Here is a 25,981-nt window from a genome sequence, read left to right as displayed (position 1 = left end):
CTCCCGCGAGGAGACGCCGCGGGCGGGGCGCACCTTTTTCGAGTCGGAGCTTTGCCATGTCCCGCCGCCGCCAGATCTACGAAGGCAAGGCCAAGATCCTCTACGAGGGCCCCGAGCCGGGCACGCTGATCCAGTATTTCAAGGACGACGCGACCGCGTTCAACGCGCAGAAGAAGGGCACGATCTCCGGCAAGGGCGTGCTCAACAACCGCATCTCGGAGCACGTCTTCACCCTGCTCGGCACGATCGGCGTGCCGACCCACTTCATCCGCCGGCTCAACATGCGCGAGCAGCTGATCCGCCAGGTCGAGATCATCCCGATCGAGGTGGTGGTGCGCAACGTCGCCGCCGGCTCGCTGTCGAAGCGCCTCGGCATCGAGGAGGGTACCCAGCTCCCGCGCACGATCATCGAATATTATTACAAGGACGATGCGCTCGGCGATCCGCTGATCGCCGACGAGCATATCGCCTGCTTCGGCTGGGCGAGCCAGGAAGAGATGAACGACATCGCCGACATGGCGGTGCGCGTGAACGACTTCCTCTGCGGCCTGTTCGCGGCGATCGGCATCCGCCTGGTCGACTTCAAGCTCGAGTTCGGCCGGATCTGGGAGAATGACTACGCCCGCGTCATCCTCGCCGACGAGATCAGCCCCGACGGCTGCCGCCTGTGGGACATGACCACCAACGAGAAGCTCGACAAGGACCGCTTCCGCCGCGACCTCGGCGGCGAGGCCGAAGCCTATCAGGAAGTCGCCCGCCGCCTCGGCCTGCTTCCGGAAGGCGAGAACAGCGTCCTCGACCTCGACCAGCACCGCGCCAAGCGCGGCAAATAGTCCGGGTCCGTCATCCCGGCGGAGGCCGGGATCTCGGGGTCAGTCCGCGCCGCCGTCAATGGCGCGCTCCCTTGGCGTTTGGGACGTCTCGTCCTGAGCTCCCGGCCTGCGCCGGGACGACGAGCTTCGGACCGGAGCAATTTTACCCGGCCCTTCCCCTTCCCCCGGCACTCGCCCCGGCGAGTGCCGGGCACTCGCCCCGGCGAGTGCCGATATGAAAAAAGCCCCGGCGTTTCCGCCGGGGCTCTGGCCTTCTGGCTCTCTCCTGAAGTCTTACTCGGCCTTGGCCGGTCCGCCGATCGCGACCGCGGCGGCGCGGCGCTGCACCGACTGGAGGTAATCGGACGACTGCATGAAGGGGATCGGGTTGACGGCCTTGCCGTCGATCCGGACCTCGTAATGGAGGTGGCTGCCGGTCGAGCGGCCGGTCGAGCCCATCAGGGCGATCAGGTCGCCGCGCTTCACCTTCTGGCCGGCGCTGACCATGTACTTGGAGAGATGGCCGTAGCGGGTCTGGATGCCGTGGCCGTGCTCGATCTCGACGAGGTTGCCGTAGCCGCCATTGTTATATTCGGCGCGGCCCACGGTGCCGTCGGCAGTCGCGTAGATCGGGGTGCCGATCGGACCGGCGAGGTCGAGGCCGGCGTGCATCGCGGCGCGGCCCTTGAACGGATCGGAGCGGACGCCGTAGCCGGAGGTGAAGCGGGTGCCCTTCACCGGCTCGAGCGACGGAATGGCGATCGTGCCCTGCTCGAGGCTGTCGAGCTGCTTCCAGCTCATGAACAGCGCCTTGAAATTGGGATCGGCGGCGTGGTCGGTATCGACCGGCTCGTACGGGCCGCCGACGCCGCCGGCCTGCAGGCGCTGCGGATCGAGGCCGAGGCGCCGGACTTCGCCGGCGGTGAGCTGAAAGCGCTTCTGCGCGGCTTCGCGGATGGCGGCGACATCGGCCTGCATCGCGCGGACCTCGCGCTCCATGCGGGCGACGTCGGCCGGAACCGGCGCGCTGTCGACGGTGGCGAGCTGGGCCGCGGCGAAGACCGACCAGCAGAGCGTCAGCAGGGCGGCGACGGCGCCGAACAGCTGCACGCCGGCGCTGATCCGCACGCGGCGCAGGCTGCGGCCGTCGTGCAGGAAAATGTCGCGCGAGCGGAAGAGCTTACGGAACCCTTTCCCCCAGCCGGCGTTGATCGTCTCAGTCAGCACTATCTGTCCCCGGTCCGGTCTCGGCTTCGAAGCGCCAAGGCCGCCCTCTTCTATGTCCAAACCAAAGTGCCGGACTTCGCTGCCCGGCCTGTGACGTCAAGGAATCTTGCCCACCCCGCGACGTGTGGCCGGAGATTGTTAAACATCTTTTGACGCCGCAACCCCGAGGTAGAAATCGCGGGACAGACCGGCTTGGTCGCGCGCCGAGTCGTTGAAAGGTGGCTTAATCGCACCCCGAAAATGCCTCCGGACCAATCGTTGCCAGTGCGGAATTGTCGCGAATCCCTGCGATTGACACCGGGAGACAAACCATTTCGTTCCGGCCCTGACGTGGCGAATTTCATCCGTAAAAATACGGTTCAATATGGCTGCCGAGCGCCGGTCGCCGGCCGCTTCGAACCGCGCGACGGTGGCCGGCGTGACGTCGAGCCCGCGCGCTTCCAGGACCATCGGGACGACGGCGAGGCGGGCGAGGACGTCACCCGCGGTCTCCTCCGCGGCCTCCCACAGACCGTCGTGCGCCGGCATCGCGCCATAGCCGCCGCCGAGCGCCCGCAGCCGCCGGTCGAGCAAGGCGAAATGCATCGCCTCGTCGGCGCCGACGCCGATCCAGTCGTCGGCGAAGTCCGGCGGGAAGTCGCCGCCGAACCGGCCGACCAGATCGAAGGCGAGGTCGATCGCGCCGAACTCGATATGGGCGAGCGCGTGCAGCATCGCGATCCGCCCCCGCTCCGATCCGCCGCGTCCGCGCTTGGGCATGCGCGAGGCGGGCAGCAATTCGGGCGCCTCGGGCCGCGCCGGCCGGTCCGGCATCGCGACGTCGAAGACGTGCGCCAGCCTTCCCCGCCGCCACCCCCGCGCTGCCTCCCGCGCCGCGCGCACCTTCTCCCGCGGTTCGGCGGTAAGGAGGACGTTGCGGCAAGCCTGGGCGAGAGTATCCGGTATCATGCGAGGCGCGTAGCGGATGGCCCGCCACGCGTCACGGTGTGTCGCTCTGGCCCCGCCCCTTCAGCAGGATGTTCGCCAGCATCCGGTTGCCGGTCGGCGTCAGGATCGATTCCGGGTGGAACTGCAGGCCGGTCTGCAGCGCCGCGGGATCGCTGATCGCCATCGCCATGCCCTCGGTCTCGGCATGGACGGTGAAGCGCGGCGGAATGTTGCGGGTGCAGAGCGAATGGTAGCGGCCGATCTGCACCGGCCCGTCGAGCCCGGCGAACGGTCCCTGCCCGTCGTGGACCAGCAGCGACGTCTTGCCGTGCACCGGCGCCGGCGCGCGCACCACTTCGCCGCCCGCCTCGAGCACCATAGCCTGATGGCCGAGGCAGACGCCGAGCACCGGCACGCGCCCCCTGGCGAGGGCGAGCAGCTCCAGGCAGCATCCGGCATCCTCCGGCCGTCCCGGTCCCGGCGACAGGACGAGATGGGCGCCGCTCTCCTCGGCCAGCGCCAGCGCGTCGGCGGCGGCGACGCTGTTGCGCAGCACCCGCACCTTGGCGCCGAGCCGCTCGATCGATTCGACCAGGTTGAAGGTGAAGCTGTCGAGATTGTCGATCATCAGCACATTGGCGGTAACGGGGGCGCTCACAGCTTCGTCTCCGGGGCGCCGAGCGCCGAAAGGATGGCGGAGGCCTTCCGCCGCGTCTCGTCCGCTTCCTTCTGCGGATCGCTGTCGTGGACCACGCCGGCGCCGGCGCGGACGTAGGCGATGCCGTCCCGCACCACCGCCGAGCGGATGACGACGCCGGTGTCCATCAACCCCTCCCCGTTCAGCCAGCCGAGCGCGCCGCCATAGGGGCCCCGCTTCGTCCGCTCGGTGCGGCGGAGCAGCTCGGTCGCCTTGAGCTTGGGCGCGCCCGAGAGGGTGCCGACGTTGAGGCAGGCCTGGAGCGCGTGCAGCGCGTCATAGCCGATCGCCAGCGCCCCCTTCACCGAGGAGACGAGGTGCATGACCCGCGCATAGCGCTCGACCGTCATCAGCTTCGCCACCCGCCGCGTGCCGGGGATGCTCACCCGGGCGACATCGTTGCGGGCGAGATCGACCAGCATCATGTGCTCGGCGATCTCCTTCTGGTCGAGGCGCAGGTCCGCCTCCATCCGGTCGTCCTCGTCGGCGTCGCCGCCGCGCGGCCGGGTGCCGGCGATCGGCTTGACCTCGACCATCGGCCATTTGTCCTCGCGCGTGATCCGCACCGAAGTCTCGGGCGAGGCGCCGAACAGCAGGTGATCGGGCGCGGCCATGAAGAACATGTAGGGAGAGCGATCGAGCCGGCGCACCGCGGCAAAGGCCGCGATCGGATCTGCGCAGGGCGCCCGGAAGGTCCGCGACGGCACGATCTGGTAGACGTCGCCGGCCAGGATGTGCGCCTTCATCCGCGCCACCACCGCGCCATAGGCCGCGTCGTCGAGATCGGTCTCGGCGACGGCGGGATCGCTCGGCGCGGCGGGACCCACCTCGTCCAGCGGCCGCTCGCAGCGTTCGGCGAGCGCCGCGAGGCGGTCGGCGGCGCTGAAATGGGCGCGCGTCGATTCGGCCGCATCGTCGCTGGCGAAGGCGGTGCAGACCAGCCGCGGCGCCAGCCCCTGCTCGAACACGATCAGGCTCTCGGCGAGCCAGAAGACGAAATCGGGAAAGCCGAGCGCGTCCTCGGCCGGTGCCGGCAGGTCCTCGAACAGATCGACGTGATCGAACGCCACGGTGCCGAGCAGCGCGAGGGTGAACGGCTCCTCCGGCGTGTCGCTCCGCATGCCGGTCGAGAGCGCCCGGAGCACGTCGAAGGGCGAGGCGGCGAGCAGGCGCGCCTCGGCGTCGTCGCCGCAGGGGCGCGGGAAGCGCAGCACGAGCCGCCGCTCGGCCCCTCCGCTCTCGCCGGCGACGAAATGCGCGAAGCATTTTGCAAGGGTGCGCAGCAGGAGCGCGCCCGAGGCGGTCAGCGCGGCGAGATGGACCTCCTGGCCGCGGCATTCGATGCGCAGCGCCGCCTGGTCCATGATCAGCGTCGGGCCGGCGAGCGTCTCGACCAGCATCGTATCGCTGCGCCGTCCGCGGTCGCTCAGCGCGGCGTAGAGCGCCAGCGGATCGGGCGAGCGGTAGAGCCGGCGGGTGAGCGCCTTGGCGCCGCCGCCGGAGAGCGCGGCGGCGGTCACCGCAACTGCCGTCCGACGGCGGCGGTGATCGGCTCGAGCGCCGCCATCAGCCGCTCGAACCCTTCGGGGTAGAGCGACTGCGCGCCGTCGGACCAGGCGGCGGGCGGATTTTCGTGCATCTCGACGAGGATGCCGTCGGCGCCGCACGCCGCCGCCGCCAGCGCCATCGGGATGACGAAGTCGCGCACGCCGGTGCCGTGCGAGGGATCGACCAGCACCGGCAGATGGGTCTTCTGCTTGATGTAGGGGATGGCGTTGAGATCGAGCGTATTGCGGGTCGCGGTCTCGAACGTGCGGATGCCGCGCTCGCACAGGATCACCTGCTCGTTGCCTTCGGCGAGAAGATATTCCGCGGCGAGCAGCAGATCCTCGACCTTGGCGGCCATGCCGCGCTTCAGTACCACCGGCTTGCCGGCGCGGCCGACCGCCTTCAGCAGCGAGAAGTTCTGCATGTTGCGGGCGCCGATCTGCAGCGCGTCGGCATATTCGGCGACCACCTCGACGTCGGCCGTCTCCATCACCTCGGTGACCACCGGCAGGTCGAACTCGTCGCCGGTCGCGCGCAGCAGCTTCAGCCCTTCGAGGCCATGGCCCTGGAAGGCATAGGGGCTGGTCCGCGGCTTGAAGGCGCCGGCGCGCAGGCCGTGGGCGCCGGCGGCCTTGGCGGCCCGCGTGGTGTTGCGCATCTGGCTTTCGGTCTCGACGGCGCAGGGCCCGGCGATGACGGTGAAGCCGCGGCCGCCGACCGCGACCTTGCCGAGCCGCACGACCGTATCGTGCGCGTGCATCTCGCGACTGACCAGTTTGTACGGCGCGAGGATCGGCTTCAGCGACTCCACCATCGGATGGCCTTCGAGGGCGAGTTCGGCGAGCACCCGTTCATCGCCGAGCGCGCCGAGCACGACGCGCTCGCTGCCGGGCATGTGGAGCGGCTTCAGGCCCTTGGCCGCGATCTGATCGAGCAGTTCCTGGGCGACTTCGGCCGAGGCTTCCGGCTTGAGGACGATGATCATGGGAGGTTTTCCGTGTCTGAAGGTCAAAAAAAAGCCCGCCTGGAGGGCGGGCCTTGGTCGGTTGCGAAGGAAGCTCGGGCTTCCTCTACTCCGTCGATGGGCGCGCCGCGTCGGTCTGCGAGGGCCAGCGCCACCACAGAGTGCGAGTCGGAGCGAAAGACGAGGAAGAAAGCGTCATCTCGCAAACAGCTAAACGGCCATGGTGTCCCGGTCAACCGCCGAGGCGCGGCAAGGCGGGGTTCATCCGCTGGGGCGCAGCATCGCCCTTCCCCTTCGGGTTGACAAACGGGATCCCGAAGGTCAGGCAGGAATTGCAATGACTGCGCTCGCGCTCTTCTCTCTCGACGCCTCGGCCCTCGCCGGCCGCCGCGTCAGCGCGACCGTCTATTCCTATTATTACGCCCCGGGGACGGGATTGATTTGACGCGCTGATCGCAGATCGAGCTTCAATCGACCCCGTCCGGACCGCTCCGGGCGGGGTCTTTCTTTTCGCACGAGGAAGGCCGCCAATGTTCAAGGATTTCATCGACTCCGCCGAGATTTCGCCGCCGGTCGCGGCCACGCCGCCCGCCGGCGCCGCGGCCGATTGGACCGTCCCCCAGCATTGGGAGAGGTTCACCGCCGAGGAGCATGCGGTCTGGGACCTGCTCTTCGCCCGCCAGCAGGAGATGCTGCGCGGCCGCGCGGTGCGCGCCTTCGCCGAGGGGCTGGACGTGCTCCGTCTCTCGCGGCCCGGCATCCCGGAGCTCGGCGAGCTCAACGCCCGGCTCCACGCCCGCACCGGCTGGACCGTCGTCTCGGTCCCCGGGCTGGTGCCGGACGACGTCTTCTTCGCGCATCTCGCCAACCGACGCTTCCCGGCGGGAAATTTCATCCGCAGCCGCGACCAGCTCGACTATCTCGAGGAACCCGACGTCTTCCACGACGTGTTCGGCCATGTTCCCCTGCTCGCCCTTCCCGCCGTCGCCGATTTCATGCAGGCGCTCGGCCGCAAGGGGCTCGAGGCGCTCGACAGGGGCGTGCTCGATCGGCTCGCCCGCCTCTATTGGTACACGGTCGAGTTCGGCCTCGCCCGCGAGGACGGCGCGCTGCGCATCTACGGCGCCGGCATCCTGTCGAGCTTCGGCGAATCCCGCTTCAGCCTGGAGAGCGCCATGCCCCGGCGCCGCCCGTTCGATCTCGCCGAGGTGCTGCGCACCACCTATCGCAGCGACGCCTTCCAGACGGGCTATTTCGTCATCGACAGCTTCGAGGGCCTGCTCGACAGCGTGCTCGAGGCCGATCTCGACGCCCTCTACGAGGCCGTGGCGCCGCTCTCTGACCTCGATCCGGCGCGCGTCTGACTCTCGAAGGCGGCGGCCACCTCGGCGATCATCGCGTCCGCGCCGCCCTGCTCGTAGCGCGGCGAGAAATGGAAGGGCTCCACTCGGCGCACTCCGGCGGCCCGGGCAATCTCGCCGGCGGCGCGGGTGGTGAGATGCGCCCGGGCCTGCGCCTGGGCCTCGTCGCCGGCGGCGAAGCAGCTCTCGATGAACAGCAGGTCCGCGCCGCCGGCGAGCTGCGCGATCGCCTCCCGATTGCCCGGCGTATCGGCGACATCGGTGACGTAGGCGACCCGCTGGCCCGGCGTGACGCTGAGCATCTCCCGCAGCGCGCCGAGCGAAGCGACCCCGTCCGGCGTCTCGACCGGAAACGCGTCGCCACGCCTGTCGATCACCGCCTGCTTCAGCGCCTGCAGCCACGGTCCCGGCGCGAGGCCGCGCTCGGCGAGCCGGTTGCGCCAGATGTTGACGTGCTCCGGCTCCTCCACGGCATAGCCGATCGAAGGCCCGTGATGCTCGAGCACCGCCGCCCGGACGCAGAAGCCGTCGCCGCGCGCGACGAGACCGTCCGGGGCCTCGCCCGCGCCGAGATCCTCGCGGGCGAAGCCGCGCTTGAAGCGGAAGCGGGCGCGGCGGGTGGTGAGATCGGCCTCGAGCTCGGTGACCTCGAAGACCAGATCGGTCTCGTAGCGATCGACCAGGTCCCATTGATAGCCGAGCAACTTGTGTCCGACCCGGTCGGCGAAGCCGCGCGGGCCGACCACCTCCACGATCCTGTCGCGCCCGACCAGCACGCGCAGCAATGCGTCGAAGCCGATGAAATGGTCGATATGGCCGTGGGTGACGAAGACGTGGCTCACCCGCAGCAGGTCGCGCGTCGAGAGCGGCGAGAGATCGCCGAGATCGAACAGCAACGCCTCGCGCCGATGCAGAATCTCCACGAACACGCCCGGATCGCCGAAGCGGTCGTTGACAAGGCGCGGGTGAAAGCTGGGGGTCATGCTAACTCCAACGCTAAGCCGCGGCGCCGGATGCAGGCCGCAACCTACTCCCTCCTCCCAGTCCCTCCCCCTCGATGGGGGAGGGGAAGCAAGGGCGCGCGCAAGTCAGAAACTCACGGCAGCGCCCGCGCCGCCTCGAGCACCGCTTCGGCGTGGCCGGGGACCTTCACCTTGCGCCAGACGCCCTTCACCACGCCGTCGCGGTCGATCAGGAAGGTCGCGCGGTCGATGCCCATGTACTTGCGGCCGTACATCGATTTCTCGACCCAGGTGCCGAACGCCTCGCAGACCGAACCGTCCGGATCGGTGGCGAGCTGGACCTTGAGATCGTATTTCTCGATGAACTTCGCGTGCTTCTTGGCATCGTCCTTGGAGACGCCGAGCACCCAGGCATTGGCCTCCTCGAAGGCGTCGGCGAGCGCGCTGAACGCCTGCGCCTCGGCGGTGCAGCCGGACGTGTCGTCCTTGGGGTAGAAATAGAGGACCAGCTTCTGGCTCCGGAAGTCGGTCGGGCTGATCTCCTTGCCCTCTACGCTGACCATCTTCACGTCCGGGGCCACATCACCTTCGTTCACCATCACTCTATCCCTTCGCTGTTCGGCCCGGCGGCCGCGGCGACGCCGCGCCAAAGCTGCGACACCCTCTGCCGCGCCGTCTCGTGCGCTGCAAGCAGGGCGTTCCAGTCGGCCAGGCCGCAGGCCCGCGCGACCAGCGGCTTCGCCGCCTCGGCCGGCTCCGCCGAGCTGGGCGAGACCAGGCGGAACATCACCAGCATCGAGATCAGCAGGCGCAGGGCGTCCTCGATGTCGGCCGGCACCAGCCCCGCGCCGGCGAGCGCCGCGATCGCCACCTCGAGATGCGGATCGAGCCCGATGCCGGTGGTGAGCTGCAGGGTATGGACGGCGAATTCGAGATCGACGAGGCCGCCCGGGCCGAGCTTGGTGTCGAACGGTCCGCTCGGCCTTTTGTGGGCGTCGATCTCGCCGCGCATCCGCACCGCGTCGGCGGTGACGGCGCCGCGGTCGCGCGGCCGCCGCAGCGTCTCCTCGACCACCCGGCGAAGCGCGTCACGGGCCGGGGCCGATCCGTACACCGGCCGGGCGCGGCACAGGGCGAGATGCTCCCAGGTCCAGGCCTGCTCCTTCTGATAGCGGTCGAAGCTCTCGACGCTGACCGCCAGCAATCCGTCCTTGCCCGACGGGCGCAGCCGCGTGTCGATCTCGTAGAGCGGCCCCGCGGCGGTGGCGACGCTGAGCGCCGCCGTCACCCGCGGCGCCAGGCGGTTGAAATAATCGGTGGCGCGAAGCGGCTTCGACCCGTCGGATTCGGCCTCGTGCGTGCCGCTGAACAGATAGACGAGGTCGAGATCGGAGGCATGGGTCAAAGCCTCGCCGCCGAAGCGGCCGAGCGCGAGGATCAGCAGCTCCGATCCGGGGACCCGCCCGTGCCTCTGCTCGAACTCGGCGATCGCCGCGTCGGCGAGCACCTGAATCGCCGCCTCGGCGACCCGCGCATAGCCCTCGGTGACGTCGAGCGGCGCGCTACGGCCGGTGACGAGCTGCACGCCCAGCGCGAAGCGCCGCTCGTTGACCCGCCGCCGCACCCGGTCGAGGACCAGCTGATAATCCTCGTCCGGCCGGTCGGCGCGGGCGAATTCGGCCGCCAGCTCGGACAGCGGCGGCGGCAGCGCGAAGGCCGAGGCATCGATCATCCCGTCGAGCAGCTCGGGCCGCCGGGCGAGCTGCTCGGCGAGCGGCGCGGCGTGGCTCAGGATCTCGGCGAGGTGCGCGGTCAGCCCGGGGCGCGCCTCGAGCAAGCGGTAGAAATTGACGCCGCTCGGCAATCGCTCGATCACGTCCTCGAAGCGGTTCATCGCCGCCATCGGATCGGGCGCGCGGGCGAACGATTCGACCAGCACCGGCAGCATCGCCTCGAAGGCGTCGCGCGCGGCGGAGGTGCGCAGCGAGCGCGCCTTGCCGGTGCGCCAGCGCTCGATCCGCCCCCGCCCCTGCGCCGCCTCGCCGAAGCCGATGCCGGCGAGATGCGCCTCCAGCGCTTCCGGATCGAGCGGAAGGCGCTGCTCGTCCTCCCCGGCCAGGCCAGTGTAGAGCCGCGCCACCCGTCCGACATGCGGCTCGAGCAGGGCGACCAGCGCCGCGCCGTTGCCGAGGCCGTGCAGCCGCGCGACATTGTCCAGCGCCTCCGCGTCCTTGGGCAGGCTGTGGGTCTGCCGGTCGTCAACCATCTGCAGCCGGTGCTCGATCGTGCGGTAGAGCCGATAGGCCTCCGCCATCACCTCGGCATCGTCGGCGGTGATGCGCCCAGCCTCGGCGAGGGCGGCGAGCGCGTCGAGCGTCGCCGGCTGCCGCAGCCCCGGCTCGCGGCCGCCGTGGATCAGCTGATGGATCTGCGCGAAGAACTCGACCTCGCGGATGCCGCCGCGGCCGCGCTTCAGGTCGTAGCCGGGGCCGAAGCTCTGCCCCTGCGCATAATGGTCGCGAATCCTCCGGGTGATCGTCTGGAGCTCGCCGATCGCGCCGAAATCGAGCGAGCGCCGCCAGACGAACGGATGGATCGCCTCGAGGAAATAGCGGCCGACCTCGGCATCGCCCGCCGCGTGGCGCGCGCGGATGAACGCCGCCCGCTCCCACGGCAGCGCCGACGATTCGTAATAAGAGATCGCGGCGTCGACCGGCAGCGCGATCGGGGTCACTTCGGGCGAGGGCCGCAGCCGCAGGTCGACGCGGAAGACATAGCCGTCGCCGTCGCGCTTCTGGAGGAGCTCGACGACGCGCTGGCCGATCCGCACCGCCGCCTGGCCCGGCTCCTCGCGCGGCTTGAGCGGCAGCGTGGCCGGATCGAACAGGAACAGGGGATCGATGTCGGACGAATAATTGAGCTCGCGGCTGCCGTGCTTGCCGAGCGCGATGATCGCGAAGCCGCGCGGCGCCTCACCGGGCGTGCGCTCGGCGATCGCGGTCGCGATCGCCTGCTCCAGCGCGCGGTCGGCGAGATCGGACAGGGTGGTGACCAGCCCCTCGAGCGGGATCAGCCCGGCGAGGTCTCCGATCGCGAGCGCCGCCGCGGTCGCGCTGCGCTCGCGGCGCAGCGCCGCAGCGGTATCGGGCGCATCGCGGCCGGCGTCGCGCGCCCGTTCCAGCGCGTCCTTGACGGCCCCCTCGGCCAGTGCCGCCGCCACCGCCGGGAAGCGGTCGAGCTGCAGCCGGAGGAAGGGCGAATGCTCGCGCGCCCTCGCAAGTGCTTGGTTAACAACGGATTTACCTAATGTGTCGTCCATACAACATCACAGATCAGTTCCATTGAGGGTGCGCAACATTTGCAACCGGGGCCGGTCCCGGGCGTTGGACCCGCGTGAGTACAATGAATCCGAGAAACGAAGCCATGGTGGATGCTTCCGAGAGGCGGTTCGTGAAGGTCGCCCCCCCGACCGTGCACGCCGGCGTCGGCAGCGCGCTGCGCCAGGCGTTCGCGATGGACGGCGAGGTGCGCTCGCTGAAGATGTTCGAGGAATTGCTCGCCCGCCTCGACCAGGACTGACGCGCCTTCCGGCTTGCCGCCAGCCCCTTCGGCTCTGCCGAAGGGGTTTTTCATTGCGCCTGCTGCGGAGCGGCGCGACCGCGATCGCCCGGGCGGACGCACCGCGGACGCCGCCGGCCAGGCCGGTGGGCGCCCGTCGGCGACAGCCGCTTAGAGGTCGCGGTCGCGGCTGAGGTCCTCGACCTCGCTCATGATGCTCTGCAGCGCCGACGTGCCGTCGGTCTCGTGCTCGCGCCGCGACGGCAATTTGCCTTCGGCGAGAAGGTTCTCGAGCGCGACCCGGCCGCGGGCGACCCGGCTCTTGATCGTGCCGACCGCGCAGCCGCAGATCTCGGCCGCTTCCTCGTAGGCGAAGCCGCCGGCGCCGACCAGGATCAGCGCCTCGCGCTGCGGCTGCGGGAGGTGGAGCAGCGCGCGCTGCATGTCGGAAAGCTCGACGTGCCGGTCCTGGCTCGCCGGCGCCGCCAGCATCTTCGACGCGGTGATCTCGTCCCACTCGCCCTTGAAGCGCGCGCGGCGCATCTGGCTGAGGAACAGGTTCCTGAGGATGATGAAGGTCCAGGCACGCATGTTGGTGCCGGCCTGGAAGCGCTTGCGCGCCGCCCAGGCCTTCAGCAGCGTCTCCTGGACGAGATCGTCGGCCAGGTCGCGGCTTCCCGAGAGGGATCGCCCGAACGCGCGCAGATGCGGAATGACCTGCGCGAGCTGGTCCTTGAACTCGTTGTCGGGAAGCGGGACCGGTTCCGGACGAACCTCGTCGATCTCGTCGGCAGATGCAGGAGTATGGCTCAAGCTGGCCCCGTCATGATAGGATGCACTGAATTCGGTCATGCCGCTCAGGCGCGCGGACGCGCGCCCCCTTCACGCTTCAGATGTAAGCTTTCAGCTCCAGAGTAGCAACAGGAGCAGGAAGAGGATGACGACCAGTCCGAGCGATATCGGCAGGATGTAGCGCGTCATGTGCGGGGTCGCCCCCTGACGTGCCCTGGTCGTGTCGATATGCGGATTACCCTCGTCCATGGTTCCTCGGTTCCAGTCGTTACATCGGGGCAACGCTCTCTGGACGAGGGGGTTCCGCAAATAGTTGATCAGGCGGGAATCGTCGCCTGATCGAAGAACAGCGCCTGGGCGATCGCCGCCTTCACGGTCGAGCGCTGGAACGGCTTGGTGATCAGGAAGGTCGGCTCCGGCCGCTCGCCGGTCAGCAGCCGCTCCGGGAAGGCGGTGATGAAGATCACCGGCACCTGGAATTCCTGCAGGATGTCCTTGACGGCGTCGATGCCCGAGCTGTCGTCGGCGAGCTGGATGTCGGCGAGGACCAGGCCGGGGCGGCGCGCGATCGCCTGGGCGACCGCCTCGTCGCGGGTCACGGCGACGCCGGTAACCGAATGGCCGAGGTCGCGGACGATCGTCTCGATGTCCATCGCGATGATCGGCTCGTCCTCGATGATCAGCACTTCGGCGCGGGTCTGGCGCTCGATCTCGGCCAGCGCCTCGGCGACCAGCCGCTCGACCTCGTTCGGCTGCGCGCCGATCAGGTAGCCGGCGTCCTCCGGGGTGAAGCCTTCCATCGCGGTCAGCAGCAGCGCCTGGCGGGACAGCGGCGTGATCCGGGCGAGGCGCGCCTGGGCGATGCTCTCGGGATCGACGCCCGAGCTCGCGCCCGGATCTTCCTCGATATTGGCCGACGACCAGATCGCGTGAAAGGTGCGGTAGAGGCCGAGCCGCGGATCGACGTCGCGCGGGAAATCGCCCGGCGCCGCGACGATCGCCTCCAGGGTCGCCCGGACGAACGCATCGCCGTGCCCCTGGCTACCCGTCAGGGCGCGGGCGTAGCGCCGCAGAAAGGGAAGATGGGGGGCGAGTTCCTGACCAAGCGACATTCGTTACGACTCCTATTCGAATCCCCGGGGCTTTGTGAGAGCGTGCAAACGGCTTTGCAACCCCGCCCCAATAAAGGCACGAAGGAAGGTGACGTGTGCAGAAAAAACGTCGGCCCGCCCTCGCATGAAGGGGTGGAACCAATGGCGGAGTTTTTTGTTTCCACGGCATCTGCGGGCGATTAATTTCGCGCGCGGCACGGGGCTTGCCAGCTGCAATCGGCCACTCACCGCTTGTCCAGGCACGTTCCTTTTGTCTAGGCAGCGGGCGCGGCGTCCGGCCGTGAGGGGTAATTTGATTTGACTTTCGCAGACGAACAGGATGGCGAGCGCCGGCGCAGGGCGGCATCTTCCCCGGACGGCGCCAATCGGAACGAGTCGAGAGCCAGCAAGAAGCGCGCGAACACGCCCGAGGTCGGCCACGCGCTGCGCGCCGCGTATCAGCAGACCATCAACGAGGACATCCCGCCGGATCTTCTCGATCTACTGGGCAAGCTTGGCTAAGAGCCGCCGCCAAGGCGGCCGATCATCGTGAACGCAGACAGACAGGGCTGGATCGCAGCGCGCTTCGCGGGCCTCTCGACGGGCGCGAAGATGCTGCTCATCCTCAGCCTCGCCCTCTTCCCGCTCGGCCTGGTCGCGATCCTCGCCTCGATTCAGAGCGCGCAGCAGAAGAATCAGGACCGCACCGATCAGACCATCTCGCGGCTCGAGGTGAAGGCGCAGCGGATCAGCAGCAACCTCACCCGCGCGGAGATCACCATCGGCACTGCCGGCGGGGCGATCGCCGTCGCGCCGCCGGGCTCGCGGGTCTGCGAACGGACGCTGACCCGGCTCGAGAACGCGCCTTATCCCGGACGGTACGCGCTGATCGCCCAGGGGCGCGAGGTGCGCTGCGCGAGCCGGGGCTTCCGTCCGCCGCTTCCCCGGACCGGGCCCGCGGGCAAAGGCATCGTCCGGATCACCGCCGACGGTCGCGCGCTCCAGCTGTTCGTCTTCGGCGACACCGGTCTGCTCGAAGGCGTCGCCGAATATTCGCGCGAGACGCTTTCCGGCATCACCTATATCGCCGGCACCTCCACCGCCTTCGATCTGACGCTCAGGCAGGATGGCCGCAGCATGGTGCTGCGCGACGAATATGAGGACGGTCCGTTCGTCCATACCGTCAACGCCTCCGAAGCGCTGGCCGACGGCCAGCTGCGGCTCGACATCTCGGCCAGCGCCGTCCCGATCACTCCGCTCGAGGGGCTGCTGATCCTCCTCCCCGTGCTGATGTGGCTGGCCGCCTCGGTGATCGGCTGGCTGGTCGTCGATCGCCTGCTGCTGCGGCCCTTGGTCCGGATGCAGCGCCACGTCTCGGCCTATCAGCCCGGCGATCGCGAGTTCGGCCTGCCGCGCATCGCCTCGCCGGCGCGGGAGATTTCGGATCTCGGCCTCGCCTTCGAAGGCGTCGCCCAGACTGTTGCCCGCCACGAAGCGGAGCTCGAGGCGGCGGTGGAGCGGCAGACCAAGCTCGTCCGCGAGGTCCATCACCGGGTGAAGAACAACCTGCAGGTCGTGGCGTCGCTGCTCAACATCCATTCGCGCGGCTCGCCCAACGAGGCGGCCGCCGCCGCCTACGCCTCGATCCAGCGGCGGGTGGACGCGCTCGCCGTGGTCCACCGCAACCATTATGCCGAGCTCGAGGAAAATCGCGGCGTCGCCCTGAAGCCGCTCGTCTCCGAGCTTGCCGCCAACCTGCGCGCCACGGCGCCGGGCTCGGCCGCGTCGATGACGATCCGTCTCGACCTCGAGCCTTATTACGCGACCCAGGACGTCGCCGTCTCGGTCGCCTTCCTGGTCACCGAGGTCGTCGAATTCGCCATGTTCTGCGGCGCGAGCTCGGTCCAGATCGCGCTCACTGGCGGCAACGCGAATCCTGCCCTGGCGGAGCTCGTCCTCGAATCGGACAGCCTGCGCGGCCAGGTGTCGTGCGACGAGAAATTGAGCGACCGGTTCGAGCGGATCGTCACCGGCCTGTCGCGCCAGCTGCGCACCAGTATCGACCGCGATACCGAGATCGGCCGCTACGCGCTCAACATCGCCGTGGTCGACAAGGCCGACAGGCACTGAGGCGGGCGGGAAGCGGCTCCACCATCCTCCCCTGTAAGGGGAGGAAGGGTTTTTCGGAGCTCTGACGTCAGCTGCGCAGCTCCTGCGGAGGCTGCTCGCCGCTCAGCCGCCGCCCTTGTCGTCGCTATAGGGCGGTCGCGCCGCGGATTCCTCGTGCGCCTTCTGGAGATCGCTGCTGTCCTGACCGGCCTCGTTGGCGCTGTCGATGTTCTTCTTCTCGTCGCGGTGGATGCCGTCGATGTCGCTGTGCGGGGTCGCCTCGGGCGGTTTGGGCACGTCGTGTCTCCTGTCTTTCGACCCTGAACCGGCAGCCGGCGCGGCGGGTTTCAAAAAAATGCGTTCGCGCAGATTTTTTTCGAACGGCGCGGAACCCGGGCACTGCATCGACGTTGTGCACTTCGGATAGTGACCTTTTGCCCCCCCGCTCTCGCTATCCAGAAAATGAGCCCGGACGCGCCAACCTCCCCCCCCCCGGTGGCGCCTCCGGGCTCAAATTCGTCTGGCCCCCCCTGCGACGCCGCTCCCGCCGGAGCGGCTTTTTTTTGGTCTGCGGACCGGCGCCTGCCGGCGCGGGCGCTGCCCGGCATCCCCCATCTCCGTGCGGCGCCGGAACCATCGCGCGCCAGCGGGCATTTAGGCCTCCGCCAGCACACCGAACGCGAGCGATGCGCTTGGAGTAGCCCCAGGAGAATTGTCATGGTCCGTAAGCTTCTTTGTCTTTTCGCCCTCACCACCACGATGGCGCTCGGCGCCTGCAACACCGTCAAGGGCGCCGGCGAGGATATCAAGTCGGTCGGCGAGGCCGGCGACAAGGCGATCTGAGCCGCCCGATCCGTCCTGGATTGCGAAGAGGGCCGTCCCGCCGGGGCGGCCCTCTTTCGTTGCCCGCTCAGGCGGTGCCGAGCTCGCCGCCGCGGGTGACCGGGACCAGCCACTCGCGCCACAATTGCTCGGCCGAGAGCGCCGCGCCGAACAGATAACCCTGGCCGTAGGAGCAGCCGAGCGCCGCCAGCGTCTGCGCCGCGGCCTCGGTCTCGATCCCTTCCGCCACCACCGGCAGATCGAAGCTCGAGGCGAGGCCGACGATCGCCCGCACGATCTTCCTCGCATCGGGATCGGTGTCGAGCGCCTGGATGAAGGAGCGGTCGATCTTGATCTTGTCGAAGGCCAGCATGCGCAGATGGTGCATCGACGAATAGCCGGTGCCGAAATCGTCGAGGGCGACCTTGATGCCCTGGTTCTTCAGCGATTCGATCGTCCTGCGCGCATTGTCCGCATCGACGATCAGCGCATTCTCGGTGACCTCGATCTCCAGCCGCTGCGGCGGGAAGGCGAGCCGGGTGAGCGTCGCCAGGATCTTCTGCGCGAGCCATGGGTCCTTGAGCTGGACCGGGGAGATGTTGATCGCGATGCTGAGGCGCGCGTCCCAGCCCAGCGCCTCGCGGCAGCCGCGCTCGAGCAATTGCAGCATCAGCTCGTTGATCAGCCCGCTTTCCTCCGCGATCGGGATGAACTGGTCGGGGCCGATGTTGAGGCCGTCGCGCCGCGGCCAGCGGGCGAGCAGTTCGAAGCCGACCAGGCGCCGGCCGGCGAGCTCGACCAGCGGCTGAAAATGCGGCCGGAGATCGTCGGCCAGGATCGCCTCGCGCAGCTGCCGCTCCAGGACAGAGCGCCGCTTGATCTCGGCGTCCATCAGCGGCTCGAAGCAGCGATGCTGGTTCCGGCCGGCTTCCTTGGCGCGGTAGAGGGCGATGTCGGCGCGGCGCATCAGCGTCTCGCGATCCTGCGCGTCGTGCGGGAAGAGGGAGATGCCGACGCTGGCCCCGATATGGTGGATGACCCCGCCGATCGCGAACGGCTCGCCCAGATGCTGGACGATCTGCCGGCCGAGCCGCCGCGGCGCGTCCTTGTCGTCGGGGCCGGGTTCGACCACGATCGCAAACTCGTCGCCGCCGAGCCGGAAGGCGCGGGCATTCTCGGCATCGAGCTCGATCAGCCGCGCCGCGACGTCGCGCAGCAGCGCGTCGCCGACCGGGTGGCCGTGCACGTCGTTGACGATCTTGAAGCGGTCGAGATCGATGACCAGCAGCCCGACTCCGGCCCCCCCGGCCGGTGCCGCGAGGGCGCGATCGATATGGTCGCTGAGCGCACGCCGGTTGGCGAGACCGGTGAGCGGATCATGGTAAGCGAGCTGGTGCGCGCGCTGCTCGGCGTCGCGGGCGCGCTCGCGCTCGGCGATCACGGTCGTGCGCGACGAGACGACCTCGACGAAGCCCGAATAGCTGGTGCCGAGCAGGCGCAGGATCAGCAGCATGACCAGCAGCATGTCGACGCCAAGGCCGATCAGCAGAAGGTCGTTGCCGACCAGCAGGCGCAAGGTCATCGGCGCCGCCCCGCAATAGAGAACCAGCCGCGCCGCGCCGGGCAGCGCCTGCAGGCAATAGGAGCAGCTGATCGCGCCGATGAAGATGTAGAGCGCGATGCAGGTGCGCTGGGTCAGGTCAGCGCTCTCGAACAGCAGCAGGCCCCATCCGCCGAAGCCGAAGCTCAGCACGCCCGCCGTGACGAGCGTGACCTTCAGATAGCGGGCGATCCTCGCCTCGGAGAGATGCGCGTCGCGGCGGCGCAGCCAGAACATGGCCCGGACCAGCGCGGCGAGGACGAGCAGCGCCGGCACGCCGAGGCTCTGCGCAACCGGCACCTTCTCGTAGATCGCGAAGCTGAGGAAGCAGGCGTCGACGAACATCAACGCGTACATGAAGGGGATTTGGGCGGCGAGGATGCGGAACTGCTCGTGCAGCAGCGACCGCTCCCCCGGAACGCGTGGCTCCGCCGAATCGAACGCGCTCCACAAAGGTCCTGCTCCCCCCGACCGGCCCTCGGCCGCCTCGCGCTCCCCCGAGCGCACGCGGGTGATCGCCCGGCCGTGCTTAACGCCGGTCAACCGGCGGTTACGTAACAATACGGGTGCGTCGGCTTTGCCGTTGAACCGGCGGCCTCGTTCCGCGTTCGACACGAAGCTGGAGGAAAGAGACATGAGACGATTTTTCGCGCTCGGCCTGGCTGCGGCGCTCGGCGCCTGCGCCACCGGAGGCGGCGGCGACCGGTCGCCGCGCTCGGCCGCGCTCGTCGGTCAGACCCTCGAGGTGAGGACCGCGGCGGGCCAGGTGTCCACCCTGCGCCTCGGCGACGGCGGGGCGGTGACCGCGCGGTTCGGCGGCCGCGAGGTGGCCGGCCGCTGGGCGATGGACGGCGACGAGCTCTGCTTCACCTGGTCGGGCAATTTCCGCGAATGCTGGCCCTATGCGGTGCCGCTGCGCCGAGGCCAGACCCGGGCGATCACCAGCGATCGCGGCAACAAGGTCCAGGTGACGGCGCGCTGAATCCCGGGCCCGTCGCTCGGGACGGGCTCAGCCCTGCTCGGCTTCGGCGCTCGCGGTGACCTCTCGGGCCCGGCGGCGTTCGGTGAACCAGATCGCGATCATCGACATCTCGTAGAGCAGCCACAGGGGTATCGCGAGCATGAACTGCGAGACGACGTCGGGCGGCGTCGCCACCGCCGCGACGACGAACGCGACGAGAATGGCGTAGCGGCGGCCGCCGACCAGTTGCTTGCGGGTGACCAGTCCGGCCCGCTCGAGCAGCATCAGCAGGATCGGCAGCAGGAAGGCGACGCCGAAGGCGAAGATGAACTGCATCACCATCGACAGATATTCGCCGATCGCGGGCAGCGCCTCCTGCTCGATCCCGCCCATGTTCCCCTGGTATTTCAGGAAGAAGCGGAAGGCGGTCGGCATCACCACGTAATAAGCCAGCGCCCCGCCCATCAGGAACAGGATCGGCGTCGCGATCAGGAACGGCAGGAACGCCCGTTTCTCCTTGGCGTAGAGGCCGGGCGCGACAAACAGCCAGATCTGCATGGCGATGATCGGGAAGGCGAGGAAGAAGGCGGCGAAAAGCGCGACCCTGACCTCGGTGAAGAAGGCCTCGTAGAGCTTGGTGTAGATCAATTTGCCCTGGCCGGGCCCGAACGCCTGGACCAGCGGCTGGGCGAGGAAGGCGTAGATGTCGTCGGCGAAATAGAAGCAGACGGCGAAGGCGGCGCCGAGCGCGAGGAACGACCAGATCAGCCGCCGCCGCAGCTCGATCAGATGGTCCATCAGCGGCGCGCGGCTGTCGTCGATGTCGCGGATCATGGCAGCGGCCGGCGGACGGCGCCGCCCTCCCCTTCGCTCGCGCCCCGAGGCGGCGCGGGATCGGGCGGCAGCAGCGATAGCTGGCCGTCGTCGGCGGGCGGCGGCGCGGCGGGCGCGCTTGATGCCGGCTCGGCCGCAGCCGGCGGCTCGATCGGCAGCATCACATTGCCCGGATCGGGCGCGGGCACCGTCGCGGGGATGATTTCGCCGGCGTCGGCCTCAGCGTCGCCGGCGGCCGGCGGCGGCAGCGCGACCGGATCGTCCCAGCTCGCCGCGGCCGGATGCTCGCGCATGATCCGCTCGTTCTCCGCGCGCCACTTCTGCTCCATCTCCTCGAGCTCCGCCTCGCGGATCATCGTGTCGATGCCCGAGCGGAAATGGCGGGCCATGCCGCGGGCGCGGCCGACCCACTGGCCGACCGTGCGCATCACCCGCGGCAGGTCCTTCGGCCCGATCACCACCAGGGCGACGATCGCGACGACGAGGAGCTCCGAATAGCCGATGTCGAACATCTAGGGTCCGTCTCGGCGGGGGTTCAGGGCTCGCGGCGGCTGCCGGCGCCGTCGATGTCCTTGGTGCGATCGACCGGAACCTCGAGATTGCTCTCGTCGCGCAGCCGCGGCGGTGCCTGCGGCGGCGTGCGGGTCGTCGGCTCGTCGTCCTCGGCCATGCCCTTCTTGAAGCTCTTCAGGCCCTTAGCGACATCGCCCATCATGTCGGAGAAACGCCCCTTGCCGAACAGCAGCAGGATGATGACCCCGACGATCAGCCAGTGCCAGATGCTCAAACCACCCATGGGACTTCTCCGAAAAAACCTGGTGCGTACCTAGGCACTGAACGGCCCCGGCTCAATGCGCCGGGCCCGATTCCGCGCCTCCCGCGCCAAATAGATGCGCGCCGGCGCTCGTCACGCCGGTCACCCCCGCCTGCGCCTCTAGCCCTTCGACGGATGTCGGGAAAGCGTTTTGCGCGGCGGGAGACAATCCTCACTTTGAGGCGCAGCCTCATGGGGAGGATGTGCCCCCCCCTACTCTCCCTCCGGCCCCGTCTCCAGCACGAGCTGCTCCATCGCGGCGTCGATCGGGTCGAGCAGGCCGGCGGCCTTGAGATCGTCGATGCCCGGCAGGTCGCGGCGGCTGGCGAGGCCGAAATGGGCGAGGAAATCGGCGGTGGTGGCATAGGTCAGCGGTCGCCCCGGCACCTCGCGCCGGCCAGCCGGCCGCACCCAGCCCGCCTCCATCAGCACGTCGAGCGTGCCCTTGGAGATCTGGACGCCGCGGATCGCCTCGATCTCGGCGCGGCTGACCGGCTCGTGATAGGCGATGATCGCCAGCGTCTCGACCGCCGCGCGCGACAGCTTGCGGCTCTCGTCGCGCTCGCGGCGGAGCAGGTTGGCGAGATCGGGCGCCGTCTGGAAATGCCAGCGCTTCGCCCGCTCGACCAGGTTGATCCCGCGGCCGGCATAATGCGCCTCGAGCGCGGCGAGCGCCGCCTTGACGTCCACCCCCTGGCCGACATGCTCGCCGATCTCGTCGGCGCCGAGCGGCTCGGCGGCGGCGAACAGCACCGCCTCGACGGCGCGGACCGCGTCGGACAGCGGCTCCGGGCCGGGCTCGTCCGGCATTTCCGTGCTCATGCCGCCCGCACGAACAGGGGCGCGAAGGCGGCTTCCTGGTCGATCTCGAGCCTGCCGCGCTTGGCCAGCTCGAGCGCCGCGACGAAGCTCGAGGCGAGCGCCGACTTGCGATACTCGCCGTCCTGGGTCTCGGGCAGGAAGCTCTCCAGCCGGGTCCATTCGAGCCGCAGGCCGAGCAGCCGCTCGACCCGGTGCAGCGCCTCGTCGAGCGTCATCACCGGGCGGCGGCCGACGACGTGCACCGCCGGCTCGTTGCGCGCCCGGACGTTGCCGTAGGCGGCGATCAGGTCGTAGAGGTCCGCCTGCCACAGCGACTTGCGCACCACCCGCAGCCCTTCCGGCGCCGCGCGAAGGAAGACGTCGCGGCCGAGCCGGTCCCGCGCCATCAGCCGCGCCCCCGCCTCGCGCATCGCGCTGAGCCGCTGCAGCCGCAATTGCAGGCGCAGCGCCAGCTCCTCGGGCGAGGGATCCTGCTCCGGATCCTTGGGCAGCAGCAGGCACGATTTGAGGTAGGCGAGCCACGCCGCCATGACGAGATAATCGGCGGCGATCTCGAGCTTCAGCTTCTTCGCGTCGGCGATGAAGGCGAGATATTGCTCGACCAGCGCCAGGATCGAGATCTTGGCGAGATCGACCTTCTGCGACCGCGCCAGGGTGAGCAGGAGGTCGAGCGGCCCCTCCCAGCCGTCGAGGTCGAGCGTCAGCCGATCGGCCGATCCGACCTGCGGCGTATCCTCGAACAGGGAGTCGCTCTCGTCCATGCGCGCGAGCCTAAGCCGCGGCGGCGAGGTTGCGAAGGGGGTTCGTGCTCCGCGTGGAGGCGCTTTACGCTCGGCGGGCCACTGACTTCCCCATGCCGATGGGTTATCCTCCCTGCCGCCGAAGGCGGTGGGGAGGGGGACCGCCGAAGGCGGTGGAGGGGCCGGTGCGGAGCACGACGAAGAGGACGGTCGCAAAAGCACGGGCACTGCGGAGAACGATGTCACCTCCGGAGGAGATACTCTGGACCATTCTCAGACAGCGGCCGCAAGGCGTAAAGTTTCGCAGGCAGCACCCGCTCGGGCCGTTCATCCTGGACTTCTACTGTCCGGCTGCTCGCTTGGGGGTCGAGGTGGACGGTGCCGTGCACGACATGGGGAACAATCCCGAGAGAGATGCGAAGCGAGATGCGTGGCTTCGAGAGCACGGCGTGACGATCGTCCGGTTCATCGCTGAGGACGTGATCCGCGAGCCGGAAAGCGTGTTGAAGGAGATACTGGCGTCCTGCGCTGCTGGCCCCTCCACCGCGCTGCGCGCGGTCCCCCTCCCCATCAGCCCTGCGGGCTGACAGGGAGGATCAGGGCGCCCTTACTCCCGCGGGATCAGCGCCCTGTGAATCGGCTCGACCCAGCCGTTCTTCTCCATGTCCCAGACCAGGAAGTTCGAATCGAACTGCCAATAGGCCCAGGGGAAGCCGGCCGCCTCGGCCTCCTCGCGGATCGCGACCGTATAGGCGACGCGCTGGTCGACCGGCGTGCCGCTCTTGTCGTACGCGCCGAACTCGCCGAGCAGCACCGGCCGGTCGTTGGCCCCCGCCCAGGCAGCGACCTCGGCGAAGTCCCTGCGCGCCTGCAGCCGGCCCTCCTCGGTCCACTGCACGCCCTTCACGTCCTTCATGTCGCCGGCCCAGCTCGCGCCCTGGTGAGTGAAGCGGAACGGCTCGTAATAATGGAAGGTGACGAGGATGTTGCGGTCGTTCTCGGGCAGCTTCAGCGTCTTGAGCTGGCTGAAGTTGTTCCACTGCGTCGGGCCGATCACGACAATGCGGGTCGGGTTGGTCTCGCGGACGATGGCGAGCAGCTCGGCCGACATCTCGTTCCAGGTGGCGGCGTCGACCGGGCCGTAGGGCTCGTTCATCAGCTCGTAGGCGACGCTCGCCGGCGTGTCCTTGTAGCGCGGCGCGACCTGGCGCCAGAAAGCGGCGAGCTTCACCCGGCAGGTCGGCACGTCCTTGGCGCAGGGATCGAAATCATGCTCGTCGAGGATCACGCCAAGGCCCGCCTCGGTCGCCTCGCGCACCACCCAGTCGAGCCGCTCCAGCCACTTGGGGTCGAGCCGGTTCTCACCGTCCATGTGGCGGAAGGCCATCAGATTGACCCGGACGAAGTCGAAGCCGCCGCGCTTGATCTCGCCGAAATGCCGCTCCTGGAAGCGCGCCTTGGACGCATCCTCCCAGATCGGATCGTAGCCGATGATGTTGACCCCGCGCCTGAACGCGGTCGCCGCCGGCGCGGCCGGCGCGGCATTGTCGCCCGCCGACGCGGTCTCGCTCGGCGCGCTCGCGCAGGCGCTCGCCGCCAGCGCCGCCAGACCGGCGAGGAAATGTCTGAAGCCCATCGATCACTCTCCCTGTTGATGCCTGCTGAAGCAGGTCTCGCGTACATGTTAGCGTTCACAAAGCTTGATGCGCAATCGCCTGCTTCAATGCTGGTCAGGCGCCGGACTGCGCCTTAGGCTCCGGCTCTAGGGGGAGCCTTTATGAAGCACATGATCCTTGTGGCCTGTCTCTTTCTTGGCGCCTGCGCCTCCGCGAGCGCCGAGCAGACCTCGTCGGACGATCCGACGGCCGCGGCCGTGACGACCAACCAGCTGGAAAGGCTCGAGCCGTTCGACGCAATGCAAGGCGATCCGAGTCGCAGGCCGATCTACCTCGACGCGCAGGGGCGCGAGATCCCGGAGGCGGCCTATGCGGACTTGCCGCGCGATGCCGCGCATCCCGCGAGCAACCGCCAGCTCGTCATTCCCTCCAACGGCTTCGGGATGAACGCGCTCTTCCTGCTCGCCGCCGGCGAGGGGCCGAAGCCGACCATGCTCCTCCTCCACGGCCTGCCCGGCAACGAGCGCAATCTCGATCTCGCCCAGGCGGTCCGCCGCGCCGGATGGAACGTTCTCACCTTCACCTATCGCGGCGCCTGGGGCAGCCAGGGGACCTTCTCGATCCAGCACGCGCTGGAGGACACGAAGGCCGCCCTCGCCTTCCTCCGCTCCGACGCGGCGGCGCGCGAATACGGCATCGACCGCAGCCGTCTCGTCCTCGCCGGCCATTCGATGGGCGGCTATGCGGCGGCCTTCACCGCGGCGAACGATCTGCTGTCGGCGCCCCGCGCCGATCACGGCCCGCCCGAGCGTTGGGAGCCGCTGGCCGGCCTCATCCTGCTCGACGCCTGGCCGATCGGCGAGACCGCGGCCCAGGTGAAGGCGGCCGGCGCCGCCGGGCGCCAGGCGCTGATCGCGAGCTTCGACGACCTCGGCCACGCCCTCGGCCCGATCACCGCCGCCGACATCGCCGACGAGCTCGACCGCCGCGGCGGCCAATGGGCGCTGGCGCCGCTCGCCGCGCGCCTCAGCGTGACGCCAGTGCTCAGCGTCTATGCCAGCGGCGGGCTCGCCGCCGAGAACAGGGCCTTCGCCGCGGCGCTGCGCAAGGCCGGCGCGAAGCGGGTGACGGACGTCGGCCTGGAAAGCGACCACGCCTTCGCGGACAAGAGGATCACGCTGGCGGCGGAGGTGGTGCGCTGGCTCGAGGCGCTGCGCTGAAGCGCCGCGTCCCCGGGGAGAGGCAGCGGCATGTCGCTAGCACGTAAAGATGTCCGGCTTTCGTAGCACATCAAATGTCCGCTTCTTTCCTGTTCGACCTGTGGGATCGTGGGCGGTGCGGAGCACCGACCAGGAGGCCACAGGTCGGCCGCCGAGCAGACTTAAGCGGCCGATTTCGTGGGTCCTCCCTGTTCGATGACCAGGCGGCCATCGCTCATGTAGCCGGCGAGGCGCCTCGGACCGTGATAGATCGCGATGGAGCCGTCGCCTTGCTGACGCACCTGGACGGTCGCCTTGACGTAGTGACGGCGGTGACGCTGCTCGGGAATTTGCAGCACCAAGCCCTCGAAGCGGATGCAATTGTCGTTGCTGACGACCCGCTCGTGCTTGGCGCAGAGCACGCCGGCGAGATCGCCGACGAACGGGACAAAGGCATCACCCTCCTCGGCCGCAGCGACCGCGAAGCGGTCATTGTGCTCGAAGATGTAGCTCTCGCTGAGGAAG

General features: G+C 69.1%; 29 protein-coding genes. 9 read left to right on the top strand and 20 right to left on the bottom strand.

What is annotated here, in order from left to right; translation table 11 throughout:
• Positions 1-56 precede the first annotated feature (56 nt).
• Positions 57-833 (top strand): phosphoribosylaminoimidazolesuccinocarboxamide synthase, encoded by a 777-nt coding sequence (purC, locus tag E2493_RS11710; RefSeq protein ID WP_135086951.1) that lies wholly within the window; start codon positions 57-59, stop codon positions 831-833.
• Positions 834-1,106: 273 nt separating this feature from the next.
• Here purC and E2493_RS11705 read toward each other — a convergent pair whose 3' ends face one another.
• From E2493_RS11705 to aroF, 5 genes are all read right to left on the bottom strand, one after another.
• A complete protein-coding gene (locus tag E2493_RS11705; RefSeq protein WP_225421420.1) occupies positions 1,107-2,039 on the bottom strand; it encodes a M23 family metallopeptidase in 933 nt (310 codons plus the stop codon).
• A 138-nt stretch (positions 2,040-2,177) separates the two neighbouring features.
• Positions 2,178-2,987, bottom strand: coding sequence for a ferritin-like domain-containing protein (locus E2493_RS11700; RefSeq protein ID WP_135086949.1), 810 nt, complete (start codon positions 2,985-2,987; stop codon positions 2,178-2,180).
• Between the two features lie 31 nt (positions 2,988-3,018).
• The gene (locus E2493_RS11695; protein WP_225421418.1) at positions 3,019-3,624 is read right to left on the bottom strand and encodes an anthranilate synthase component II; all 606 of its coding nucleotides are present in this window, start codon (positions 3,622-3,624) and stop codon (positions 3,019-3,021) included.
• Positions 3,621-5,183, bottom strand: a complete 1,563-nt coding sequence (locus tag E2493_RS11690; protein ID WP_167737498.1) for an anthranilate synthase component 1 — start codon at positions 5,181-5,183, stop codon at positions 3,621-3,623. Before E2493_RS11690 ends, E2493_RS11695 begins: the two co-directional genes overlap by 4 nt.
• On the bottom strand, positions 5,180-6,196 hold the full coding sequence (gene aroF, locus E2493_RS11685) for a 3-deoxy-7-phosphoheptulonate synthase (protein ID WP_135086945.1): 1,017 nt from the start codon (positions 6,194-6,196) through the stop codon (positions 5,180-5,182). Before aroF ends, E2493_RS11690 begins: the two co-directional genes overlap by 4 nt.
• A gap of 509 nt (positions 6,197-6,705) precedes the next feature.
• Between aroF and phhA the strand changes: the two genes are divergently transcribed.
• A complete protein-coding gene (gene phhA / locus E2493_RS11680; RefSeq protein WP_135086943.1) occupies positions 6,706-7,539 on the top strand; it encodes a phenylalanine 4-monooxygenase in 834 nt (277 codons plus the stop codon).
• On the opposite strand, the gene E2493_RS11675 is transcribed toward phhA, so the two are convergent.
• From E2493_RS11675 to glnE, 3 genes are all read right to left on the bottom strand, one after another.
• Positions 7,491-8,519: a ribonuclease Z gene (locus E2493_RS11675; protein WP_135086941.1), complete on the bottom strand. Its 1,029-nt coding sequence runs from the start codon at positions 8,517-8,519 to the stop codon at positions 7,491-7,493. The genes phhA and E2493_RS11675 overlap by 49 nt on opposite strands.
• Positions 8,520-8,632: 113 nt before the next feature.
• Positions 8,633-9,097: a peroxiredoxin gene (locus E2493_RS11670; RefSeq protein ID WP_135086939.1), complete on the bottom strand. Its 465-nt coding sequence runs from the start codon at positions 9,095-9,097 to the stop codon at positions 8,633-8,635.
• Positions 9,097-11,817 (bottom strand): bifunctional [glutamate--ammonia ligase]-adenylyl-L-tyrosine phosphorylase/[glutamate--ammonia-ligase] adenylyltransferase, encoded by a 2,721-nt coding sequence (gene glnE / locus E2493_RS11665; protein WP_135086937.1) that lies wholly within the window; start codon positions 11,815-11,817, stop codon positions 9,097-9,099. Before glnE ends, E2493_RS11670 begins: the two co-directional genes overlap by 1 nt.
• A 131-nt stretch (positions 11,818-11,948) precedes the next feature.
• Between glnE and E2493_RS22070 the strand changes: the two genes are divergently transcribed.
• The gene (locus E2493_RS22070; protein ID WP_263854082.1) at positions 11,949-12,077 is read left to right on the top strand and encodes a hypothetical protein; all 129 of its coding nucleotides are present in this window, start codon (positions 11,949-11,951) and stop codon (positions 12,075-12,077) included.
• Positions 12,078-12,227: 150 nt separating this feature from the next.
• Here the strand turns inward: E2493_RS22070 and E2493_RS11660 are convergent, their stop codons facing one another.
• From E2493_RS11660 to E2493_RS11655, 3 genes are all read right to left on the bottom strand, one after another.
• On the bottom strand, positions 12,228-12,869 hold the full coding sequence (locus tag E2493_RS11660; RefSeq protein ID WP_404828317.1) for a sigma-70 family RNA polymerase sigma factor: 642 nt from the start codon (positions 12,867-12,869) through the stop codon (positions 12,228-12,230).
• Positions 12,870-12,959: 90 nt separating this feature from the next.
• The gene (locus E2493_RS21235) at positions 12,960-13,097 is read right to left on the bottom strand and encodes a hypothetical protein (protein WP_167737497.1); all 138 of its coding nucleotides are present in this window, start codon (positions 13,095-13,097) and stop codon (positions 12,960-12,962) included.
• 68 nt (positions 13,098-13,165) lie between these two features.
• Positions 13,166-13,960, bottom strand: a complete 795-nt coding sequence (locus E2493_RS11655) for a response regulator (RefSeq protein WP_135086935.1) — start codon at positions 13,958-13,960, stop codon at positions 13,166-13,168.
• Positions 13,961-14,257: 297 nt separating this feature from the next.
• Here E2493_RS11655 and E2493_RS11650 point away from each other — a divergent pair, with 297 nt between their 5' ends.
• Both E2493_RS11650 and E2493_RS11645 read left to right on the top strand, forming a co-directional pair.
• Positions 14,258-14,461, top strand: a complete 204-nt coding sequence (locus E2493_RS11650) for a NepR family anti-sigma factor (RefSeq protein WP_135086933.1) — start codon at positions 14,258-14,260, stop codon at positions 14,459-14,461.
• A 27-nt stretch (positions 14,462-14,488) separates the two neighbouring features.
• Entirely contained in the window at positions 14,489-16,069 is a 1,581-nt protein-coding gene (locus E2493_RS11645) for a sensor histidine kinase (RefSeq protein ID WP_135086931.1), read from the top strand.
• A gap of 102 nt (positions 16,070-16,171) precedes the next feature.
• On the opposite strand, the gene E2493_RS21230 is transcribed toward E2493_RS11645, so the two are convergent.
• Positions 16,172-16,345, bottom strand: coding sequence for a hypothetical protein (locus tag E2493_RS21230; RefSeq protein ID WP_167737496.1), 174 nt, complete (start codon positions 16,343-16,345; stop codon positions 16,172-16,174).
• Between the two features lie 420 nt (positions 16,346-16,765).
• On the opposite strand from E2493_RS21230, the gene E2493_RS11640 reads away from it, so the two are divergent.
• Positions 16,766-16,891, top strand: a complete 126-nt coding sequence (locus E2493_RS11640; RefSeq protein WP_135086929.1) for an entericidin A/B family lipoprotein — start codon at positions 16,766-16,768, stop codon at positions 16,889-16,891.
• A 67-nt stretch (positions 16,892-16,958) separates the two neighbouring features.
• On the opposite strand, the gene E2493_RS11635 is transcribed toward E2493_RS11640, so the two are convergent.
• Positions 16,959-19,013, bottom strand: coding sequence for a putative bifunctional diguanylate cyclase/phosphodiesterase (locus E2493_RS11635; protein WP_167737495.1), 2,055 nt, complete (start codon positions 19,011-19,013; stop codon positions 16,959-16,961).
• 91 nt (positions 19,014-19,104) lie between these two features.
• Between E2493_RS11635 and E2493_RS11630 the strand changes: the two genes are divergently transcribed.
• Complete coding sequence (locus E2493_RS11630) at positions 19,105-19,452, top strand: hypothetical protein (RefSeq protein WP_135086925.1); 348 nt, start codon at positions 19,105-19,107, stop codon at positions 19,450-19,452.
• Positions 19,453-19,479: 27 nt separating this feature from the next.
• Here E2493_RS11630 and tatC read toward each other — a convergent pair whose 3' ends face one another.
• The 5 genes from tatC to E2493_RS11605 all read right to left on the bottom strand — a co-directional run bounded on the left by tatC (position 19,480) and on the right by E2493_RS11605 (position 22,662).
• Positions 19,480-20,265: a twin-arginine translocase subunit TatC gene (gene tatC / locus E2493_RS11625; RefSeq protein WP_135086923.1), complete on the bottom strand. Its 786-nt coding sequence runs from the start codon at positions 20,263-20,265 to the stop codon at positions 19,480-19,482.
• The gene (tatB, locus tag E2493_RS11620; protein ID WP_135086921.1) at positions 20,262-20,777 is read right to left on the bottom strand and encodes a Sec-independent protein translocase protein TatB; all 516 of its coding nucleotides are present in this window, start codon (positions 20,775-20,777) and stop codon (positions 20,262-20,264) included. The genes tatC and tatB overlap by 4 nt, the downstream gene beginning before the upstream one ends.
• A 23-nt stretch (positions 20,778-20,800) precedes the next feature.
• Positions 20,801-21,061 carry a twin-arginine translocase TatA/TatE family subunit gene (locus tag E2493_RS11615; protein ID WP_135086919.1) on the bottom strand — a complete coding sequence of 87 codons (261 nt, stop codon included), beginning with the start codon at positions 21,059-21,061 and terminating at the stop codon, positions 20,801-20,803.
• Between the two features lie 231 nt (positions 21,062-21,292).
• A complete protein-coding gene (gene scpB / locus E2493_RS11610; protein ID WP_225421416.1) occupies positions 21,293-21,901 on the bottom strand; it encodes an SMC-Scp complex subunit ScpB in 609 nt (202 codons plus the stop codon).
• Positions 21,898-22,662, bottom strand: coding sequence for a segregation and condensation protein A (locus E2493_RS11605; RefSeq protein WP_135086917.1), 765 nt, complete (start codon positions 22,660-22,662; stop codon positions 21,898-21,900). Before E2493_RS11605 ends, scpB begins: the two co-directional genes overlap by 4 nt.
• A 164-nt stretch (positions 22,663-22,826) precedes the next feature.
• Here E2493_RS11605 and E2493_RS11600 point away from each other — a divergent pair, with 164 nt between their 5' ends.
• Positions 22,827-23,228: an endonuclease domain-containing protein gene (locus tag E2493_RS11600; RefSeq protein WP_225421414.1), complete on the top strand. Its 402-nt coding sequence runs from the start codon at positions 22,827-22,829 to the stop codon at positions 23,226-23,228.
• A 20-nt stretch (positions 23,229-23,248) separates the two neighbouring features.
• Here the strand turns inward: E2493_RS11600 and E2493_RS11595 are convergent, their stop codons facing one another.
• Positions 23,249-24,277 (bottom strand): glycoside hydrolase family 5 protein, encoded by a 1,029-nt coding sequence (locus tag E2493_RS11595; protein WP_135086913.1) that lies wholly within the window; start codon positions 24,275-24,277, stop codon positions 23,249-23,251.
• A gap of 141 nt (positions 24,278-24,418) precedes the next feature.
• Between E2493_RS11595 and E2493_RS11590 the strand changes: the two genes are divergently transcribed.
• Complete coding sequence (locus tag E2493_RS11590) at positions 24,419-25,477, top strand: alpha/beta hydrolase family protein (protein ID WP_135086911.1); 1,059 nt, start codon at positions 24,419-24,421, stop codon at positions 25,475-25,477.
• A 161-nt stretch (positions 25,478-25,638) separates the two neighbouring features.
• Here E2493_RS11590 and E2493_RS11585 read toward each other — a convergent pair.
• A partial coding sequence (locus E2493_RS11585; protein ID WP_225421412.1) for a hypothetical protein occupies positions 25,639-25,981 on the bottom strand: 343 nt, incomplete at its 5' end.

Source organism: Sphingomonas parva (ex Maeng et al. 2020) (assembly GCF_004564275.1).
Classification (GTDB): Bacteria; Pseudomonadota; Alphaproteobacteria; order Sphingomonadales; family Sphingomonadaceae; genus Allosphingosinicella; species Allosphingosinicella parva.
This window is presented reverse-complemented; position numbering and strand designations above follow the sequence as displayed.

What these genes read in the sequence shown, in the direction of transcription:
- E2493_RS11700 (WP_135086949.1), bottom strand. Translation starts at nt 2,987, where the DNA reads ATGATACCGGATACTCTCGCCCAGGCTTGCCGCAACGTCCTCCTTACC.
- E2493_RS11615 (WP_135086919.1), bottom strand. Translation starts at nt 21,061, where the DNA reads ATGGGTGGTTTGAGCATCTGGCACTGGCTGATCGTCGGGGTCATCATC.
- E2493_RS11675 (WP_135086941.1), bottom strand. Translation starts at nt 8,519, where the DNA reads ATGACCCCCAGCTTTCACCCGCGCCTTGTCAACGACCGCTTCGGCGAT.
- E2493_RS11640 (WP_135086929.1), top strand. Translation starts at nt 16,766, where the DNA reads ATGGTCCGTAAGCTTCTTTGTCTTTTCGCCCTCACCACCACGATGGCG.
- E2493_RS11605 (WP_135086917.1), bottom strand. Translation starts at nt 22,662, where the DNA reads ATGGACGAGAGCGACTCCCTGTTCGAGGATACGCCGCAGGTCGGATCG.
- E2493_RS11630 (WP_135086925.1), top strand. Translation starts at nt 19,105, where the DNA reads ATGAGACGATTTTTCGCGCTCGGCCTGGCTGCGGCGCTCGGCGCCTGC.
- tatC (WP_135086923.1), bottom strand. Translation starts at nt 20,265, where the DNA reads ATGATCCGCGACATCGACGACAGCCGCGCGCCGCTGATGGACCATCTG.
- glnE (WP_135086937.1), bottom strand. Translation starts at nt 11,817, where the DNA reads ATGGACGACACATTAGGTAAATCCGTTGTTAACCAAGCACTTGCGAGG.
- tatB (WP_135086921.1), bottom strand. Translation starts at nt 20,777, where the DNA reads ATGTTCGACATCGGCTATTCGGAGCTCCTCGTCGTCGCGATCGTCGCC.
- purC (WP_135086951.1), top strand. Translation starts at nt 57, where the DNA reads ATGTCCCGCCGCCGCCAGATCTACGAAGGCAAGGCCAAGATCCTCTAC.
- E2493_RS11655 (WP_135086935.1), bottom strand. Translation starts at nt 13,960, where the DNA reads ATGTCGCTTGGTCAGGAACTCGCCCCCCATCTTCCCTTTCTGCGGCGC.
- E2493_RS21235 (WP_167737497.1), bottom strand. Translation starts at nt 13,097, where the DNA reads ATGGACGAGGGTAATCCGCATATCGACACGACCAGGGCACGTCAGGGG.
- E2493_RS11590 (WP_135086911.1), top strand. Translation starts at nt 24,419, where the DNA reads ATGAAGCACATGATCCTTGTGGCCTGTCTCTTTCTTGGCGCCTGCGCC.
- E2493_RS11595 (WP_135086913.1), bottom strand. Translation starts at nt 24,277, where the DNA reads ATGGGCTTCAGACATTTCCTCGCCGGTCTGGCGGCGCTGGCGGCGAGC.
- E2493_RS11670 (WP_135086939.1), bottom strand. Translation starts at nt 9,097, where the DNA reads ATGGTGAACGAAGGTGATGTGGCCCCGGACGTGAAGATGGTCAGCGTA.
- aroF (WP_135086945.1), bottom strand. Translation starts at nt 6,196, where the DNA reads ATGATCATCGTCCTCAAGCCGGAAGCCTCGGCCGAAGTCGCCCAGGAA.
- scpB (WP_225421416.1), bottom strand. Translation starts at nt 21,901, where the DNA reads ATGAGCACGGAAATGCCGGACGAGCCCGGCCCGGAGCCGCTGTCCGAC.
- phhA (WP_135086943.1), top strand. Translation starts at nt 6,706, where the DNA reads ATGTTCAAGGATTTCATCGACTCCGCCGAGATTTCGCCGCCGGTCGCG.